The sequence below is a fragment of the Niallia endozanthoxylica genome (assembly GCF_008710145.1).
In the GTDB taxonomy this organism is placed as follows: domain Bacteria; phylum Bacillota; class Bacilli; order Bacillales; family Cytobacillaceae; genus Bacillus_BD; species Bacillus_BD endozanthoxylica.
Genome location: NZ_VYKL01000020.1, coordinates 103,275 through 121,099 on the forward strand (window position 1 = coordinate 103,275; position 17,825 = coordinate 121,099).

Annotated in this window: 17 protein-coding genes and 3 other annotated features; of the genes, 2 read left to right on the forward strand and 15 right to left on the reverse strand. The window is 38.2% G+C overall.

Annotated features, from left to right (window positions below; genetic code table 11):
- Nucleotides 1-43 precede the first annotated feature (43 nt).
- The 3 genes from pheT to F4V44_RS13940 form a co-directional block, all read right to left on the reverse strand.
- Nucleotides 44-2,458, reverse strand: coding sequence for a phenylalanine--tRNA ligase subunit beta (pheT, locus tag F4V44_RS13930; RefSeq protein WP_150440631.1), 2,415 nt, complete (start codon nucleotides 2,456-2,458; stop codon nucleotides 44-46).
- Nucleotides 2,459-2,518: 60 nt separating this feature from the next.
- Nucleotides 2,519-3,559: a phenylalanine--tRNA ligase subunit alpha gene (gene pheS, locus F4V44_RS13935; RefSeq protein WP_150440632.1), complete on the reverse strand. Its 1,041-nt coding sequence runs from the start codon at nucleotides 3,557-3,559 to the stop codon at nucleotides 2,519-2,521.
- A gap of 95 nt (nucleotides 3,560-3,654) precedes the next feature.
- Nucleotides 3,655-3,891, reverse strand: a binding site (T-box leader).
- A 235-nt stretch (nucleotides 3,892-4,126) separates the two neighbouring features.
- Complete coding sequence (locus F4V44_RS13940) at nucleotides 4,127-4,870, reverse strand: TrmH family RNA methyltransferase (RefSeq protein WP_150440633.1); 744 nt, start codon at nucleotides 4,868-4,870, stop codon at nucleotides 4,127-4,129.
- 122 nt (nucleotides 4,871-4,992) lie between these two features.
- On the opposite strand from F4V44_RS13940, the gene sspI reads away from it, so the two are divergent.
- Nucleotides 4,993-5,199 carry a small acid-soluble spore protein SspI gene (gene sspI, locus F4V44_RS13945; protein WP_150440634.1) on the forward strand — a complete coding sequence of 69 codons (207 nt, stop codon included), beginning with the start codon at nucleotides 4,993-4,995 and terminating at the stop codon, nucleotides 5,197-5,199.
- A gap of 65 nt (nucleotides 5,200-5,264) precedes the next feature.
- Here sspI and F4V44_RS13950 read toward each other — a convergent pair whose 3' ends face one another.
- A complete protein-coding gene (locus F4V44_RS13950; RefSeq protein WP_150440635.1) occupies nucleotides 5,265-6,350 on the reverse strand; it encodes a M42 family metallopeptidase in 1,086 nt (361 codons plus the stop codon).
- Between the two features lie 174 nt (nucleotides 6,351-6,524).
- On the opposite strand from F4V44_RS13950, the gene F4V44_RS13955 reads away from it, so the two are divergent.
- Nucleotides 6,525-6,932 (forward strand): sigma-w pathway protein ysdB, encoded by a 408-nt coding sequence (locus F4V44_RS13955; protein ID WP_150440636.1) that lies wholly within the window; start codon nucleotides 6,525-6,527, stop codon nucleotides 6,930-6,932.
- Nucleotides 6,933-7,135: 203 nt separating this feature from the next.
- On the opposite strand, the gene F4V44_RS13960 is transcribed toward F4V44_RS13955, so the two are convergent.
- The 11 genes from F4V44_RS13960 to F4V44_RS14010 form a co-directional block, all read right to left on the reverse strand.
- Nucleotides 7,136-7,711 (reverse strand): TVP38/TMEM64 family protein, encoded by a 576-nt coding sequence (locus tag F4V44_RS13960; protein WP_150440637.1) that lies wholly within the window; start codon nucleotides 7,709-7,711, stop codon nucleotides 7,136-7,138.
- Between the two features lie 72 nt (nucleotides 7,712-7,783).
- Entirely contained in the window at nucleotides 7,784-8,044 is a 261-nt protein-coding gene (locus F4V44_RS13965) for a DUF1294 domain-containing protein (RefSeq protein WP_150440638.1), read from the reverse strand.
- 79 nt (nucleotides 8,045-8,123) lie between these two features.
- Nucleotides 8,124-8,483, reverse strand: a complete 360-nt coding sequence (rplT, locus tag F4V44_RS13970; RefSeq protein ID WP_150440639.1) for a 50S ribosomal protein L20 — start codon at nucleotides 8,481-8,483, stop codon at nucleotides 8,124-8,126.
- A 33-nt stretch (nucleotides 8,484-8,516) separates the two neighbouring features.
- Nucleotides 8,517-8,717 (reverse strand): 50S ribosomal protein L35, encoded by a 201-nt coding sequence (gene rpmI / locus F4V44_RS13975; RefSeq protein WP_071395988.1) that lies wholly within the window; start codon nucleotides 8,715-8,717, stop codon nucleotides 8,517-8,519.
- A gap of 15 nt (nucleotides 8,718-8,732) precedes the next feature.
- Nucleotides 8,733-9,236: a translation initiation factor IF-3 gene (gene infC / locus F4V44_RS13980; protein WP_150440640.1), complete on the reverse strand. Its 504-nt coding sequence runs from the start codon at nucleotides 9,234-9,236 to the stop codon at nucleotides 8,733-8,735.
- A gap of 94 nt (nucleotides 9,237-9,330) precedes the next feature.
- Nucleotides 9,331-9,461 (reverse strand) — a sequence feature (ribosomal protein L20 leader region).
- Nucleotides 9,462-9,638: 177 nt separating this feature from the next.
- Nucleotides 9,639-11,570: a threonine--tRNA ligase gene (gene thrS, locus F4V44_RS13985; RefSeq protein ID WP_150440641.1), complete on the reverse strand. Its 1,932-nt coding sequence runs from the start codon at nucleotides 11,568-11,570 to the stop codon at nucleotides 9,639-9,641.
- A 186-nt stretch (nucleotides 11,571-11,756) separates the two neighbouring features.
- Nucleotides 11,757-12,017, reverse strand: a binding site (T-box leader).
- 54 nt (nucleotides 12,018-12,071) lie between these two features.
- The gene (gene ytxC, locus F4V44_RS13990; RefSeq protein WP_150440642.1) at nucleotides 12,072-12,965 is read right to left on the reverse strand and encodes a putative sporulation protein YtxC; all 894 of its coding nucleotides are present in this window, start codon (nucleotides 12,963-12,965) and stop codon (nucleotides 12,072-12,074) included.
- A gap of 125 nt (nucleotides 12,966-13,090) precedes the next feature.
- Complete coding sequence (gene dnaI, locus F4V44_RS13995; RefSeq protein WP_150440643.1) at nucleotides 13,091-14,020, reverse strand: primosomal protein DnaI; 930 nt, start codon at nucleotides 14,018-14,020, stop codon at nucleotides 13,091-13,093.
- Entirely contained in the window at nucleotides 14,004-15,431 is a 1,428-nt protein-coding gene (locus F4V44_RS14000) for a replication initiation and membrane attachment family protein (RefSeq protein ID WP_150440644.1), read from the reverse strand. Before F4V44_RS14000 ends, dnaI begins: the two co-directional genes overlap by 17 nt.
- A gap of 87 nt (nucleotides 15,432-15,518) precedes the next feature.
- A complete protein-coding gene (gene nrdR, locus F4V44_RS14005) occupies nucleotides 15,519-15,980 on the reverse strand; it encodes a transcriptional regulator NrdR (protein ID WP_150440645.1) in 462 nt (153 codons plus the stop codon).
- A 513-nt stretch (nucleotides 15,981-16,493) separates the two neighbouring features.
- Nucleotides 16,494-17,522, reverse strand: a complete 1,029-nt coding sequence (locus F4V44_RS14010; protein WP_150440650.1) for a glyceraldehyde-3-phosphate dehydrogenase — start codon at nucleotides 17,520-17,522, stop codon at nucleotides 16,494-16,496.
- Nucleotides 17,523-17,825 lie beyond the last annotated feature (303 nt).

Genomic DNA, 17,825 nt, shown 5'->3' on the forward strand with positions numbered 1-17,825 from the left:
AAAAAACCTCCACTATAGTGGAGGTTTTTTGAACTTTATCATATTAACTGCGCAATACGGCGCCAGCCTGTTCTTTTACAGCATGTAATACTTTATCATGTGCTTTTGTAATATCTTCTTCTGTTAACGTACGTTCAGGATCGAAATATTTTAATGAGAAAGCAAGTGATTTTTTGCCTGCTTCCATCCGCTCTCCTTCATATAAATCAAAAAGGTGAACTTCTTTTAATAGGACTCCGCCGGCTTCTGTAATAATACTTTCGAGTTCTCCTGCTGTTTTCTCCTTGTCAACAACCAAGGCAATGTCACGTGTCACAGAAGGGAAACGCGGAATCATTTGATAGGAGATTGGTTCAACCTCTACTTCAGCAAGTGCTTTAAAGGATAACTCAAATACATAGGTTTCTTTAATATCATAATCCTTTTGCACGGTTGGATGAACTTGACCGACAAAACCAATAACCTCATTGTTTAATAAAACTTCTGCTGTACGGCCAGGGTGCATATCTTTAATTGCTGCTTGGCGGTACGTAATTTTATTCTTTACCCCAAGTGAATCAAATAGTACCTCTAACACACCTTTAATAACATAGAAATCGACCGGCTTCTTCTCACCTTGCCATAGGTGCGCTTCCCATAGACCTGTAAGAATCCCTGCAACATGCTCTCTTTCACTTGGCAGCTGGTTTTCTCCCTGCTTAAGGAAAACAGAACCGATTTCATATAATGCTAGTGAATCGATTTGACGGGCCTGATTATATTTAATTACCTCTAATAGTTGAGGCAGGATACTTAATCGAAGCTGACTGCGTTCCTCACTCATCGGCATGGCAAGACGAACGGAATCACTCTGCTCTAATGAAAACTGAGCCGCTTTTTCAGGACTTGTCAGTGAGTAAGTAATTGCCTGGTAAAGTCCTGCACCCTCTAATGTACGGCGGGCAATGCGTCGCTTTTGCTGATAATCCGTTAATCTGCCTGGTGTAGCTGTACCAACAGGAAGTGTTGAAGGAATATTGTCATATCCATATAAACGGGCAACTTCTTCCACTAAATCCGCTTCAATTGTAATATCTCCGCGACGGGTAGGGACCGTCACAATAAATGTTTCATTTTCCGTCTTCACGTCAAATTGCAGACGAGTGAAAATATCCTGTACTTGATCAGCACTTAAATTTGCACCGATTGAACTATTTATTTTATCAAGCGTGATGGAAACAACGGCAGGTTCCATTCTTAAGTCATTAAATTCAACGATTCCTTCCAAGATGGTTCCACCTGCATATTCAGCCATCAGTTTAGCCGCACGTTCACCTGCTTCACGTACTCGTGCCGGATCTACCCCTTTTTCGAAACGGGCACTTGCTTCGCTTCTTAATCCATGGTCTTTAGAACCCTTACGAACGACTGCACCTGCAAAATAAGCTGCCTCGATAATTACATTGGTTGTATCCTCTTTAACTTCAGAATCAGCACCACCCATTACCCCAGCAATGGCTACAGGTTCATTGCCATTTGTAATAACAAGATGCTCTGATGTTAACGTACGTTCTGCTTCATCAAGGGTAGTAATTTTTTCTGCATCTTTCGCTCTGCGAACAACGATTTCTTTTGAACCAAAACGGTCATAATCAAACGCATGAAGCGGTTGGCCGTATTCAAGTAATATATAATTCGTGATATCCACCACATTATTATGCGGGCGGATGCCGGCATTCATCAGGCGAGTTTGCATCCATAGTGGGGACGGACCAATTTTTACATTTTTCACTACTTTTGCGATATATAATGGATTATCCTCAGGCGCTTCCACTGTTACACTGATGTAATCAGAGGCTTCCTCAGCATCTTCTTCTTTATCCGTTTCAGGCCACTTCACATCACGGCCCAGAATGGCAGCGACTTCATATGCTACACCTAACATACTTAAAGCATCTGAGCGGTTAGGAGTGATACTTAATTCAAGAATTTCATCATCTAATCCAAGTGCAGAAAGAGCATCTTCACCGACAACGGCATCTTGAGGAAAATTAAAGATACCGACTGAGTATTCTTTAGCTACTAATTTTGATTCAATTCCAAGCTCCTGAAGAGAACAAATCATTCCATTTGATTCTTCCCCGCGCAGCTTTGCTTTTTTGATTTTGAAGTTTCCTGGCAGAACAGCACCTACTGTTGCAACGGCAACCTTTTGACCTTTACCGACATTGGGTGCTCCACAAATGATCTGTACTGGTTCGCCGGCACCAATATCGACTAGACACTTATTTAATTTATCTGCATTCGGATGCTGTTCACATTCTAATACGTGTCCAATGACAACACCCTTTAATCCTTCACTTTTCTTTTCCACCCCTTCTACTTCAATGCCGCTTTTCGTGATTTTATCCGCTAATTCAGCAGCACTGATTCCAGAAAGGTCTACATAATCCTGCAGCCATTTATATGAAACAAACATAAGAATCCTCCTTGTTAATTGTTAATAAACCTTCAATTCCCCGTATTAAGCATCCGTTTTCTATGATTCAAAATGGTCAAATTGCTTTAAAAAACGGATATCATTTGTATAATAATGACGGATATCATCAACACCATATTTCAGCATGGCAATCCGTTCAACACCGATACCAAATGCAAAGCCTGAGTATTTCTTTGAATCAAATCCAGCCATTTCCAGTACATTTGGATGGACAATTCCTGAACCCAGCACCTCAATCCAGCCTGTTTGTTTACAAACGCTGCAGCCAGAACCTTTACAAATCTTACAAGAAATATCCACTTCTACAGATGGTTCTGTGAAAGGAAAGAAACTTGGACGCAGACGGATTTCACGATCTTGACCAAATATCTTTTTCAGAAAGACTTCAAGTGTCCCTTTTAAATCACTCATGGAAATATTTTCATCAATAACCAATCCTTCAATTTGCATAAATTGATGTGAGTGGGTCGCATCATCGTTATCGCGGCGGTATACTTTACCTGGGCAAATAATCTTCACCGGCCCCTGTCCTTTATGCTTTTCCATTGTTCTCGCTTGAACTGGAGATGTATGTGTACGCATTAATATTTCTTCTGTGATGTAGAATGAATCCTGCATATCGCGTGCAGGGTGACTCTTTGGTAAATTTAATGCCTCAAAATTATAATAATCTGTTTCCACTTCAGGACCTTCTGCCACTTGATACCCCATACCTATGAAGATATCTTCGATTTCCTCAACGATACGCGTTAATGCATGGTGATTCCCCCGCATGACAGGTCTGGCTGGCAGAGTCACATCAATTGTCTCCCCTGCTAGTTTGGCATTGACTGCCTCTTCTTCTAGTACAGCTTGCTTTTCTTCGATTTGTGTTGTGATAGTTTCACGAACAACATTCACAAGCGCACCCATTTTAGGTCTTTCTTCAGCAGAAAGTTTTCCCATTCCGCGTAATACTTCCGTAATAGGACCTTTCTTACCTAAATAAGCAACACGAATATCATTTAACTCTTTTAAATTTGCTGCAGCGGCTATCTTTTCTAGCGCCTCAGCCTGCAGTTCTTGTAAACGTTCCTGCATGACAAATTCCTCCTTTATGTTTAAAGAAAACTCACCAATAAGAGAGTTTCATTTATGCCTTATGCCTTGGAAAACACAAAAAAACCCGCCCCCAAAAAAGGGACGAGGTTTATGTATCGCGGTACCACCCTTATTAGCGCAGATGTATCATCATCCACACTCACTCAATAGGCTAACGGTTCTTCACCGGAACATTTTTCAGACAAATGTCTTCCCAATGCCAACTCGAGAGGTGAATTCACTTAAGCAGCGCCATTAAAATGCTTTCAGTCACGGCATTTTTTCCCTTGAAATGGATTTCCTAAGCTACTCTTCTCTGTCAACGTCTTTTCATATCAAATTCGCCCGTCGAATTTGCGTCCGGATTTTTATCGAGCTCGCTCGATAAATTACCTTTAAAAAATCCGAGACATCCGCCGGAGGCTTAACCTCATTCAGCCGAAGTTTAAACTCCCACTGAATCGAAGACCCATTTGCATTCATCCCCCAATTATAGAAGTGGAGGAATTCTGCTGAATGAAGTTAAAGTCTGTTATATTATATTACAATTTAAAATTGGATTCAAATTCATTTTCGCAAATAATACATTAATATTCCCGCTGCAATGCCGACGTTCAATGATTCACTCTTTCCGTAAATAGGAATATACAGATTTTTTGTTGTCTTTGCTAATAATTCCTTTGCAACGCCCTGTCCTTCATTTCCTAAAAGAAGAGCAAATGCTTCTGCTTTTTCTACCTGTTCAAAAGGTATTCCATTTTCTAGTGCCGTACCATATACGGGTATTGTTAGTTTATCGATGAATTCCGCTAATGGTGCCTTAATAATCGGTAAATGGAACAGACTGCCCTGTGTGGCCCGAATGACTTTAGGATTATAAGGATCTGCACAGCCTTCCCCTAAAATAACCGCATCCATCCCGGCTGCATCAGCAGTACGAATCATGGTCCCAAGGTTGCCAGGGTCCTGTACTCTATCAAGCAGCAACAGTTTGTCCAATTTGATTTCTTCGATTGCAATGGTACGCTGCTCACAGACTGCAGCAATTCCTTGAGGTGTTTCTGTATCACAAATCGCCTTCATGACTTCTTCTTTTACATAGGTTACATCAGTTCCTTCTATTTTAAAAGAAGCAGGCATTTCCATCTCCTGATTGACAATTACTTCAAGAACAACCTGTTCCTTTAATGCTTCTTCGACAAGGTGAAAGCCTTCAATTAAATATTGTGCGGATTTGTCCCGCTCCTTTTTCGTTAACAACTTCTTCCATGCTTTTACTTTTGGGTTTTTTACTGATTCAATATATTTCAACCTTTTTAACGCTCCTTTAGATTCATGCTTTCTTCCATTATAGCTTAATTCCCATACATAATGCATTCTGTCGTGTGGAAGACTATGTTCGTTGGAGACTATGTATACAGGAGGAGTCTGTTATGAATTTAAATCTGCGCAATGCCATCATTAACAATGTTGCTGGGAACACACAGAATCAGCTGGAGGATACGATTGTAGACGCTATTCAAAATGGAGAAGAAAAAATGCTTCCTGGCTTAGGTGTTCTCTTTGAAGTTATTTGGAAAAACTCTTCAGAGCAGGACAAAAAGGAAATGCTGCAAGCACTAGAAAGCGGTTTAAAATAAATCTTTTACCCCTATCAAGATGAAAAGCACCCTGAACTTCCGGGTGCTTTTTTCATGAGGATTTTTTATTCAAATGTAATGCGATTCACTGTTTCACGGTCTAAGCGTTTAATCACTTCTACTACAAGCTTGACTGCATTTTCAAAATCATCACGGTGCAACATCGCAGCATGTGAGTGAATATACCTTGTAGCAATACCAATGGATAAAGCAGGAACACCTTTTGCTGTTACATGAATCGAACCGGCATCTGTCCCTCCTCCTGGAATGGACTCAAATTGATACGGAATATTCAGCTCATCAGCTGTGTCTGTTACTAAATCTCTCAAACCTTTGTGGGAAACCATGGAAGCATCGTACAGCACAATTTGCGGACCGTTACCCATTTTACTGAGCGCTTCTTTTTCTGTTACTCCCGGTATATCGCCAGCAATACCAACATCAACTGCAAAGCCAATATCAGGTTCAACTTTGAAAGTCGATGTTTTAGATCCGCGCAGACCCACTTCTTCTTGAACTGCTCCAATCCCGTACACGACATTTGGATGATTAACCTCTTTTAACTGCTTTAAAACATTGATGGCAATTGCACATCCAATTCGATTATCCCAAGCTTTAGCTAAGAGCATTTTTTCATTATTCATGACCGTAAATTCAAAATATGGTGTCACCATATCACCCGGACGGACTCCCCACTCTTCCGCCTCTTCCTTGCTGGAGGCACCAATATCAATAAACATATCTTTAATCTCATATGGCTTTTTACGTGCTTCAGGTGAGAGAATATGAGGCGGCTTTGAACCGATAACCCCCGTAATATCCCCTTTACGGGTAACAATGGTTACGCGCTGAGCCAGCAGGACCTGGTTCCACCATCCTCCGACAGTTTGAAACTTTAAAAATCCATTCTTGTCAATCTGGGTAATCATGAAACCGACTTCGTCTAAATGACCAGTGACAATAATCTTGGGCCCGTTCTCATCACCAGTCTTTTTAGCAATGAGACTTCCTAAATTGTCCATTGTTACTTCATCTGCATAAGGAGTTATGTATTTTTTCATGACTTCACGCACTTCACGTTCATTCCCAGGAATCCCTTTAGCATCCGTTAATTCTTTTAACATCGTCAAGGTTTCGTCTAAATTAGCCATTGTTTCGACTCCTTTATTTGGTTTCTTTACTATTATACAAAAGGGCATTCTGTTTATACAAAAAATAGCATCTTCCACCTTTTAGATATTTTTCATTGAATAATATCTTTTAGTGAAACTTTTTCCTCTATCAAACGTAAAATAAGAAAACTATTAAAGAGGGGAGAATTTTCTATGATGTGGCTCATACGCTTTTTACTATTCGCCCTCATTCTTTTTCTCATCTATCGAACCATAAAGTTTATCTTAAACCCAAAAAGAAAACTTGAACTTGCACATGAACAAAAGCGTTTTTACCTTTTAGATGATCCTAACAATGTAAGAAAAAATTTCCTTCTTACATATAAAGGCGCACTTTTTGAAGGGGAAAAATATTTAGGAACAACAAACACACAGTTTGATGTCGTATCGATTTTTATTTGGCCTCATAGCGTTAATGCATTGAAAGGGTTTGTTCGGGAGGATTTTCGTTTCCTTGAGCAAATAATCCAAGTTGATTATCCAAATGCCAAAATAGATTGGAAAAGCCCTGTCAAGGAATTTATCCAAAAAAACCATGATCCAGAAACTCCATATGAATAAACAGAGGCTCCCCTTATCGGAAGCCTCTGTTTTATGTTTGGCTTTATTTATAAACAATGTTAATTTTGACTCATCTAAGAAGTGACCTTTCAGCATAGCTGAAAGGCGTGAGAAATGGACATTTCCCACAGATGAGTCAAAATCAGACTTACCAACATGGTTCACCAATAAAGCTTTATATTTATATCATTGGTACCTTTCCCTTACGCTTGACCTGTTTTAAAAAATTCACGCCATTTAATTATAGATGCTTTCTCTCTAAACAAATAAGCAAGAATCATTAAGGAAAATAAGATAATGGCAATAATCGTTGGGGTAAAACCTCTAATAAATTGCCCAAAGACCGAGAAAAAGAATGCTAGCGGAAGATTAGAAAAGAAACAATTCTTTACATAAGCTTTAAATTCATGCTTTTTTTCGATTAAACAAAAATTAAGCAAATGATAATGAATAAAAGGGATTAAACGTAATATCGCCGTTTGTGCAACCGTAATATTTCGGTATTCACCAAACCATTTCTTTTTCAAATAGGATAGTTTTTCATGCGTTTTTGGCAGCTTACCTACCACAAAATAAAAACAAACAGAGCTTATCATCAAGCCAATTAGAGAATAGATTGTTCCAAGGACGGAGCCAAAGAGAATCCCACCCGTCATACAGACCAGCGTTACGGGTATAAATAGAAACTGACGCAAAATATGAAAGAGAATAAAAGCAATCGGAGCCAATATCCCGCCCGCTTTGACGAGAATGAATAAGATCGAAAGACTCTCATCCATGTTTCCACCTTCTCCCTGCCTATTTCTTGTTGTCTTTACAGCTTATCATCAAACAAGGAAGGTTATGACAATTTAGATAAAATAGAATAAAAGAAAGAGGTCAATTACTGCCAGGAGCTGAAATCCAATCTTAAAGGATAAACGCTTTGTTTTGTGTCTGAACATATTCATCCCAACAGCCGTACCAACGGCTCCCCCAATAATAGCTATGATCCAAAGAGTTTGCTCACTTATTCGATATTGATGTTTGATTGCTCTCTGTTTATCCATTTTCATAATTAAAAGACCAATAATATTGATGAGAAAAAAGTATATAACGATAAATCCAGTCATAAAACAACCCCCTATGTATATTTCTCAGCCTCATGCAAAAAGCCACTCTCTATAAAGAGAATGGCTTTTATTAAACGAATTATTTGCTTAAGTTTGCTTTTGCAACAGTTGCTAATTCAGCAAATGCATTTGCATCACTTATAGCTAGTTCAGCAAGCATTTTGCGGTTTACTTCGATACCAGCAAGCTTTAATCCGTGCATTAAACGGCTGTATGAAAGACCGTTGATACGTGCAGCTGCATTGATACGAGTAATCCAAAGCTTACGGAAGTCACGCTTCTTCTGACGACGATCACGATAAGCGTATTGTAATGACTTCATTACTTGTTGATTGGCAACTTTATATAATGTATGTTTTGAACCGAAATAACCTTTAGCTAATTTAAGAACCTTTTTACGACGTTTGCGAGTAACTGTACCGCCTTTTACACGTGGCATATGGTTTCCCTCCTGTTATCATGTACTTTCCTATTACTTGATGTTGTCTAATAAATGACGAATACGTTTGAAATCACCTTTAGAAACTAAAGCACCTTTACGAAGTTTACGCTTTTGTTTCGTAGATTTATTTGCGAATAAGTGGCTTGTATATGCGTGGTCACGCTTTAATTTACCAGATCCAGTTTTTCTGAAACGCTTTGCAGCGCCGCGGTGAGTTTTCATTTTTGGCATTTGGTATTCCTCCTCTTACTTTTCGTTTTTAGGTGCTAAGACCATGAACATGCTTCTTCCATCCATTTTCGGATGTGATTCAATAGTCGCAATTTCTTTACATGCTTCAGAGAAACGGACTAATACACGTTGTCCAATTTCTTTATGTGTGATTGCACGTCCTTTAAATCGGATGGATGCTTTCACTTTATCGCCTTTTTCAAGGAATTTAATCGCATTTCGAAGCTTTGTATTGAAATCATGCTCATCAATAGTCGGGCTTAAGCGAACTTCTTTGATATTGATAATCTTTTGATTTTTACGTGCTTCTTTTTCTTTCTTCTGCTGTTCGAATTTGAACTTTCCATAATCCATAATACGGCCTACTGGAGGTTTTGCATTCGGAGCAACCAGAACAAGATCAAGATTGACGCGAGCAGCAATTTCAAGTGCTTCGTTCTTTGATTTAATTCCTAACTGTTCACCGTTTTGATCAATAAGACGAATTTCGCGAGCACGAATTCCCTCATTTAATAACATATCTTTGCTAATAGTTAAACACCTCCGGGGTTTTATAAGAATACAAAGTTTAGGTCAAGAATCACCTGATCCTGTGACAACAGGTATATATAACATCAACAAAAAAGTGTGGGTGAATACACCCACACTTTACGAAACCGTTCATCACTAATAAAAGTCTTCGCAAAACCTGTCAACTGCCTCATGCGTCAATCAGGTGAGAAGCGGGTGCTTCTTCTTTTCCTAAAAGTATTCAATTTCAACTGTTTCACTATATCACAAATGATATTGTTATGTCAAAGGAATAATTAATTTTTTATCACAACAAAAAGAATCTTAACAAATAAATGAATATCTTGCAATAGTTTTTTGCCATCCATTTATTCCCTTCATCATTTGGATATAGTAAAAACCATTAAGAAGTTACTTATTCACTTCAACTTTTAGTCCGCTGACAAAGTCTGCAAAAGGCACCGTTTCAGATTTTTGCTCGCCGTATTTACGAACATTCACAGCCTCTTCTGCTACTTCCTTATCACCTACAACTAACATGTATGGAATTTTTTGCATTTGCGCTTCACGAATCTTATAGCCGATTTTTTCATTACGTGCATCCAGTTCCACACGGAAACCATTTGCTTTTAATTGATCATGCACTTTTTTCGCATAGTCATAATGTACATCAGGAGAAACCGGAATGACTTGAACTTGAACAGGTGCCAGCCATGTTGGAAGAGCTCCCTTATATTCTTCAATTAGGAAGGCAACAAAACGTTCCATTGTTGAAACAACACCACGGTGGATAACGACAGGGCGGTGCGGCTTGCCATCTTCCCCAACATAAGTTAGATCAAATCGCTCAGGAAGCAAGAAATCAAGCTGAACAGTAGAAAGAGTCTCTTCTTTTCCTAACGCTGTTTTCACCTGTACGTCAAGCTTCGGACCATAGAAAGCAGCTTCTCCCTCTGCTTCGTAATAGTCAACGTCCATTTCATCAATAACTTCCTTCAGCATGCTTTGTGCCTTTTCCCACATTTCATCATCATCATAATACTTTTCTGTATTTTCCGGATCACGATAGGATAAACGGAAGGAGTAATCTGTAAAATTAAAGTCTTTATACACTTCTAAAATTAGCTCTACAACCCGTTTAAACTCTTCCTTGATTTGATCAGGGCGGACAAAGATGTGAGCATCATTTAACGTCATGCCGCGTACACGCTGTAAACCGGATAAGGCACCAGACATTTCATAGCGGTGCATCGTTCCAAGTTCGGCAATTCGAATGGGAAGTTCACGGTAGCTGTGCATGGAATTTTTATAAACCATCATATGGTGCGGACAATTCATCGGACGAAGAACAAGCTGCTCATTATCCATATCCATGACAGGGAACATGTCTTCTTGATAATGCTCCCAGTGGCCGGAAGTTTTATATAATTCAACATTTGCCATAATTGGTGTATAGACGTGATCATAGCCAAGGCTGACCTCTTTATCGACAATATAGCGTTCGATAATACGGCGAATGGTTGCACCCTTTGGAAGCCATAATGGCAAACCTTGTCCAACCTGCTGGGAATGAGTAAATAAATTAAGCTCTTTCCCAATTTTTCGATGATCTCGCTCCTTTGCTTCCTCAAGCAGACGTAAATGCTCGTCCAAATCCTCTTTTTTGAAGAATGCAGTACCGTAGATACGCTGCAGCATTTTATTATTACTGTCGCCGCGCCAATAGGCACCAGCAATACTTAACAGTTTGAATTCTCTTAATTTCCCTGTTGATGGGACATGAACACCGCGACAAAGATCGAAGAACTCTCCCTGTTCATAAATCGTTACCGTTTCATCTTCAGGAATCGCTTCGACAAGCTCAATTTTGTACTCATCGCCAATTTCTTTATAAATTTGAATGGCTTCCCCGCGGCTTACTTCTTTACGGGTAATTGGAAGATTTTCATTAATAATCTTCTTCATTTCTTTTTCAATAAGCGGCAGGTCCTCTGGTGTTAGTGATTCCGGCATATCAATATCATAATAAAATCCACTTTCAATAACTGGTCCAACACCAAGCTTAACGTCTTTATATAAACGTTTAATCGCCTGTGCCATCAAGTGGGCACTGCTGTGACGCAGAATTTCCAATGCCTCTGGCTGATCTTGAGTAATAATCTCAATGGCACCATTCTCTTCAATTGGACGTTTTAAATCATACATCACACCGTCAAGCTTTCCTGCCAATGCCTTTTTCTTTAAACCTGAACTAATAGAAGCAGCGATATCTTCTGTTGTTGTTCCTTTTGGAAACTCCTTTACAGCTCCATCTGGAAACGAAATTTTCACAATCTCTGACATGTCTTTTCCTCCTCAATAGAAATGCGGAGCGCCTGTTCACCCTTAGACACAGCATAAGACGAGCCGGCATGAAGGTTGTACTTTAACCTTCTTGACGGATTGGCTAGACCCAAGAGGGGGGTAGGCGCTGAAGCTAGACACAATTTAACTTCAAAATCCGCTCAAAATAAAAAGCTCCTCCCTAAAAAAAGGGACGAGCTGTTAGACACGTGGTTCCACCCTACTTCTCATTTTCGCATGAGCAAAAACGACTTCGTAGTAAGATAACGGTTTGTTTCCGTCTTCCGATACTCAAACGGTTAAGCAGACAAAATGCTTGCTACTTCATTTTTTCCCGGCAGAAGTTTAGAGGTGGTAAGTAATCAATCCGTGTTAGGAAGGTTTCAGCCTAGCCTTCCCTCTCTATAAACCGTAAAAGAATACTCATGTCCTCATCATTACATTTTTATATCCATTCTATGTACGTATTATAGTAATTACTATTTCTAAAATCAAGAGCTTTTATATTTTTTTGTCGAAAGAGGTGTCCTGCTGCTTTTTATATTTTTCAATAGATGCTAGAGGACGACTGATAATCCGTTCTTCAAAGATATTTCGGATAGTTCGGACAATGGGTTGATCAGGATCATCTGTATAGATATAAATCTGTGATGGAGCAAGAGAAAGTAATGGAGCAATGGTAATCGAATCAACATATACAGGGTGATTGATTAACAGCCGACGGTCAATCATTTTTGCCAAATCTCCCCGTTTAATTTCCTCGAATTGTTCATTAAAAAAGGTAATAACATCAGATAATAACAAATGAAGTTGTTTCAATTTAGGCTCTCTGTTCACCAAAAACTCCCGAAGAGTTTGGATAAACATTTGATATTCCTGCTCCAATTTATATTCATCAAGTGACAATTCAACGTATTTTTTCAATTCGTTAAAAAAATTCCGCAGCCGGAAGGTAATAAACGAATCAAAGGAAAGTAACGCCGTTTGCTCTTCAACCCAGTCATTAATAAGGTTTGATAAATAATCCTTCATATTCATTTTTGGGACAAATACTGATAGTTCTTCCAATTTGCCTTCTAGAACTGAATGTACAATATCAATGATTTGCTGCTGTTCTTCTTCGTCTCGATAATGATAATGGGCAGCGAGAATATGTCTTAACCAATCATTTAATTTAACTGTCAGCATAAATTGACATAAGGACTGTTTAATCCATTGAGAAAAAACTTTTTTATCTTCTTTACGGAAAGTTTCCTCAATATACTTGCATTGAACTATATGTGAATCTTCATAATGAAGAGTATATTTAGCAAATGACTCGTAGTCTAATAATTGTTGTAAAAAACCATACAACCTTTTTGCATCCTCTTTATGCTGGAAATGGATTTCAATCAACCGTCTCCCCCCTTTACATTTCTTTGATTATATGTATATGGGGACCTTGGACAAATTAGAATCAGCTCCTATATAAAAGTGCAGGTTCTTTGCTACTAGACAAAAAAAACCGGCTGTTCAGCCGGTTAGTTTCTCCTATTTCTGCCTGTCACATAGACTGGCTCTGACAAATACTTAATTCTCTCCATTATTCTTCTAGCCTTAACCTTTTCTTCTTCACCGCGCTGGCTGTAGGTAAGATGGTGCTCAAGCCCCTGGAAGTCATAATTGGACGTGAAAAAGGTTGGTAAATTATCAAGCATACGAAATTGAAGAATGGGACCAAGAATTTCATCTCTTACCCAGCTTGACATTGTTTCTGCTCCGATATCATCAAGCATCAGAACCGGCATTTTTTTGATTACTTCCAATTTTTCATTTAATGTTTGATCACCAATTGAACCTTTTAATTCCCTGAATAATTCCGGCACATAAACAATCATGGAAGAAACCTTTTTTTGTGCCAATTCGTTAGCAATAGCGCCTAAAAGATAGGATTTCCCAACCCCAAACTGTCCATATAAATACAAACCTTTATTAACTTCCCCTTCTTTATAATTGATCACAAAAGCAAGTGCTTTTTGAATCGCATCTGTACGAGCCTCATCTTTTTCCATATCATAGAAGGACGCGCGTAATATATCTTTAGGTACATACAGGCTTTGAATGAGCTTTTCATTTCTTCTTTTTTCATCGTCCAGTATTTTATTCGGACATTTGTCATAATGAATCTCAATGGAGCCTCTCGAAATCACTAATTCAGGGTGATACCCCTTCATTAAATTAATGCATCCGCCAAGACTTGGACATTTATCACATTTTTTACTTTGATTCGCATATTCATGAAGCTTCATCATGCTATTTTCAATCATTTGAGGAGTTAATTCATCCTTATGTTTAAGCATAAATGCTTTTACTTCAGGATTCTCCAAAATATTCCTTTTCATTTCTTGATACTTTTTTTGAAAATTTTCATTTCTGCCTAACCGTTTCAACGTTTCATTTATTTTCTCCATGTTCATCCACCTCATGTGGTCGTAATTTTTTCAGCATGGCCTCGATTTCTAATTTTTTAAGCTCTTGACTTCCATCTGTCTTACTTGGTTTTGTATTGCCAGCTTTATCATCACCATCAAACCACTCCGGTATGACTTCTGTTCTAATGGGTTTCTTTTTTGCGGCTGTCTGTTTACCTGTTTTCTTTGCTTCAGCCCACTCAGCATATTGGCGATGCTCCATCTTCGCCAACTCCATCGCATCTTTAACTGTTTTAATATTCTTTCTTGCCCAATGACTGGCAATCTTCTCAACATAATTCTTTGTGAGCTTCATATCTGTTTTTTGCAGCACATTATCAATTAAAACATTCACAACACCTGGATTTAATTTTTGCTGAAACATCACATCTTCAATAATTTTTATATCTGCCTTTGAAGGCTCTGCCCCGCCACTTTTATCTCTTAAGAACTGAAGCGGCGAAGTGGTTTCAAAATAATGGATTAACCTTTCTTCCATTGTCTCAGGTTCTTGCTTTGAGGTTTGATAAATGACGGGCTGCGTTTTTTCAATAAGGGCAGGGAGCTTATCATGGTTTTCAAATTGATACCAGTCACGAGCAGCTTTCCTTAGTTCTTCAAGATCAATTTCATTGTTCTCTGTAATAGCACTTAAAATAATATTTTTCATTTGCAAAGCATCCATTCCATATAAAAAGGCTAGATTCTTTACAGCTTCCTTCACTTGATGTGTAAAAGCGCTTTTAGCGACTAAACTTTCATGTAACCCGGCTAAAAGCAAATCAAAATTGAAATCAATTGGTTCTGCTTTTATACTATTTCCGTCCGCTCGGCCAATCAAGCGCTCTCCATCAGTTATGGATGTATCCTGCTTTGTTTCTTCATCAATAGAGTGTATACTTGGATGTCCCGAAGAAAAAACATCCTGAAAAGCCTTTGTAACGTTTGCAAACTCTGAATCATGGATTGCCTTTTCAGTGAAGAACCGCTTCACTCTCAAGTATTGAGATTTGCCTATTTTTCGATACAGATAAATGTTAAGCATTCCATCTGAGAGAAATTGCTCTGGAGTTAGAGACGGCTGCAATTCATAAATAAAGGATCTGCGGTCTTCCTCTTTTTTAACAAAGGTTTTTAACAGCCCGATACCCTCCAGCTTTAAGCGATTTTCATAAATAGCCTTTAAATTCATTTCCATGAAATTCATTAAGCTATGATGTGAGTGAGATTCTGACCAAAGGCGATTTTCTTCCAGCTCTGCCCATAAAGTCATATACAAACTTACACAGCTTGCACCGATTAATGGCTGGTACAAAAAGGTAAGCACTTTCCGATCATAATCATGCAAAAGACCATTGGCAGTGACGGCATATCGGTCAATAGGTAAAAGTTCTTGCCAATGTTGAGCCATGACAGTCAACCTTTCATAAATAATTTGAAAAAAGAGCTAAAGAGTATTCCTTAGCTCTTAGAAAAGCACAAGTGCCTCAAGCGGCAATCAAGATTGCTCTTTTTTAATTAATTCCTTTAGTTCATCAATAAACACATTGATGTCTTTAAACTGGCGGTATACGGAAGCAAACCGAACATAGGAAACCTCATCAATTTTGGCTAGTCTTTCCATTACCATTTCACCGATTTCATCACTTTTGATTTCAGAAGCCCCTTGGTTGCGCAACTCCTTTTCCACTTCTGAAGTAAGATCTTCCAGTTGTTTTAAGGCAACTGGTCTTTTTTCACAAGCTTTTATCAAACCGCGCAGCATTTTTTCCCGACTAAATTCCTCTCTTGTGCCTTCCTTCTTCACAACAACAAGAGGACTTTCTTCAACTTTTTCAAATGTAGTAAAACGATAACTGCATCTTTCACATTCTCTTCGACGTCGAATAGACCGTCCATCCTCAACAGGACGAGAATCAACCACACGTGAATTATTATTTTGGCATGAAGGGCATTTCATACAATCAGCTCCGACTTTAATTTCCTATCTACTATCTTATTAAAAAGATCAACCTTGTACAAGTCATTTTGAATTTATGAATAAAAAAGAGATGCGGTTTCCCAGCACCCCTGGTAATCAAATTCGTTCAGTCAAATTTTTTTAAGGAAGTTTATGTATATCCAACTTATTAAATCAACATAGGAATTCCTTTTCTATCATGTACGGATAGTAAACATGGTTCTTCCGCTAAATATTTGACTCATCCGTGTGAAAAGGACTTTTCACACGCCTTTCAGCTCCGCTGAAAGGTTGCGATATGGTCATGAAACGGGAGGAGAAAACTCGTTTTCTCCTCCCGTTTCATGACCATATCGCTTAGATGAGTCAAATATCCACTAGTGTATGTCGAAATATTAAAAAAGACATATATATTTCTGCACCAAACAAAAATAGACATCATACTATTGTTTATAAACATAAAATGGGATTACCTTTGTTAAGATAATCCCATTTTATTAAACTAATATAATATTATGCATTTACAATTGAAGAATTTAATAGTTTTTCAGCTACATAGTTTGTTAAATCAACCACACGGCAAGAATAACCCCATTCATTATCATACCATGCTAGTACCTTCACCTTATTTGAACCCATCACCATAGTTGTTAAACTGTCAATAGTGGCTGAATGCGGATTAGTGTTAAAATCAACTGATACTAATGGTTCGTCCGTGATAGCTAGAATTCCTTTTAATTCATTATCTGCAGCTTCTTTAAATGCATTATTAATATCGTCAATGGTCACATTTTGCTTAAGGTCCACAACAAGATCAACTAAAGAAACATTTGATGTTGGTACGCGAAGCGCCATACCATGTAATTTTCCTTTTAATTGCGGCAGCACAAGTGATAATGCTTTTGCAGCTCCTGTTGATGTCGGGATAATTGATTGAGCGCATGCTCGAGCTCTTCTCAAGTCTTTATGCGGATTATCAATGTTCTTTTGGTCGTTTGTATAAGCATGTACTGTTGTCATCAATCCATTAACAATACCAAATTTTTCATCCAATACTTTGGCAACTGGCGCTAAACAATTTGTAGTACAAGATGCATTTGAAATGACATCATGCTCTGTAATATTTAAAGCACTTTCATTTACTCCCATTACAATCGTAACGTCTTCATTTTTACCAGGTGCTGTTAGGATTACTTTCTTTGCCCCCGCATTTAAATGAAGTGCAGCTTTGTCGCGAGCATTAAATTTCCCCGTTGCTTCAATAACAATATCAATCTTTAATTCTTTCCACGGCAGTTCTTCTGGATTACGGTTGCTTAATAATTGAACGCGCTTCCCATTTACAATAAGTGCGTCCTGCTCCGCTTGAACCTCTCCTGCAAATGGTCCATGATTAGTATCATATTTTATTAAATGAGCAAGTGTCTCCGCTGGATAACTTGCATTAATAGCTACTATATCAAGATTATTATCAACAATTGCTCTTCTGAATACCATTCGTCCAATTCTTCCAAACCCATTAATTGCTATTCTCGCCTTCATCATTCGGCCCCTTCCACAATAATGTTATACTTTTGACTGTTCATATGTAATTAGTATAACACATTACCTTTCATTTGTGACAAGTTTAGAAATATTTTTTATTATCATTTTTAAATTTTCATTCATTTCTCATGCATTTATTGGAACCATATAGAATATTTGTACACAAGCCCATAAAAAAAGAGGTAAATAACAGCTACAGTAAATATAGTTAAATCCAAAGAAACCTGTAGACAAGTTCCGCAGGTTTCCTTTATACAGGACTTACCCACTTGTTGTAAATTAATGGTATTTTAGTACTTT

Coding starts and splice junctions, on each gene's coding strand:
- pheT (WP_150440631.1), bottom strand. CDS start 2,458: ATGTTTGTTTCATATAAATGGCTGCAGGATTATGTAGACCTTTCTGGA.
- pheS (WP_150440632.1), bottom strand. CDS start 3,559: ATGCAGGAACGTTTACAAGAACTGCAGGCTGAGGCGCTAGAAAAGATA.
- sspI (WP_150440634.1), top strand. CDS start 4,993: ATGAATTTAAATCTGCGCAATGCCATCATTAACAATGTTGCTGGGAAC.
- F4V44_RS13950 (WP_150440635.1), bottom strand. CDS start 6,350: ATGGCTAATTTAGACGAAACCTTGACGATGTTAAAAGAATTAACGGAT.
- F4V44_RS13955 (WP_150440636.1), top strand. CDS start 6,525: ATGATGTGGCTCATACGCTTTTTACTATTCGCCCTCATTCTTTTTCTC.
- F4V44_RS13960 (WP_150440637.1), bottom strand. CDS start 7,711: ATGGATGAGAGTCTTTCGATCTTATTCATTCTCGTCAAAGCGGGCGGG.
- F4V44_RS13965 (WP_150440638.1), bottom strand. CDS start 8,044: ATGACTGGATTTATCGTTATATACTTTTTTCTCATCAATATTATTGGT.
- rplT (WP_150440639.1), bottom strand. CDS start 8,483: ATGCCACGTGTAAAAGGCGGTACAGTTACTCGCAAACGTCGTAAAAAG.
- rpmI (WP_071395988.1), bottom strand. CDS start 8,717: ATGCCAAAAATGAAAACTCACCGCGGCGCTGCAAAGCGTTTCAGAAAA.
- infC (WP_150440640.1), bottom strand. CDS start 9,236: ATGTTATTAAATGAGGGAATTCGTGCTCGCGAAATTCGTCTTATTGAT.
- thrS (WP_150440641.1), bottom strand. CDS start 11,570: ATGTCAGAGATTGTGAAAATTTCGTTTCCAGATGGAGCTGTAAAGGAG.
- dnaI (WP_150440643.1), bottom strand. CDS start 14,020: ATGGAGAAAATAAATGAAACGTTGAAACGGTTAGGCAGAAATGAAAAT.
- F4V44_RS14000 (WP_150440644.1), bottom strand. CDS start 15,431: ATGGCTCAACATTGGCAAGAACTTTTACCTATTGACCGATATGCCGTC.
- nrdR (WP_150440645.1), bottom strand. CDS start 15,980: ATGAAATGCCCTTCATGCCAAAATAATAATTCACGTGTGGTTGATTCT.
- F4V44_RS14010 (WP_150440650.1), bottom strand. CDS start 17,522: ATGAAGGCGAGAATAGCAATTAATGGGTTTGGAAGAATTGGACGAATG.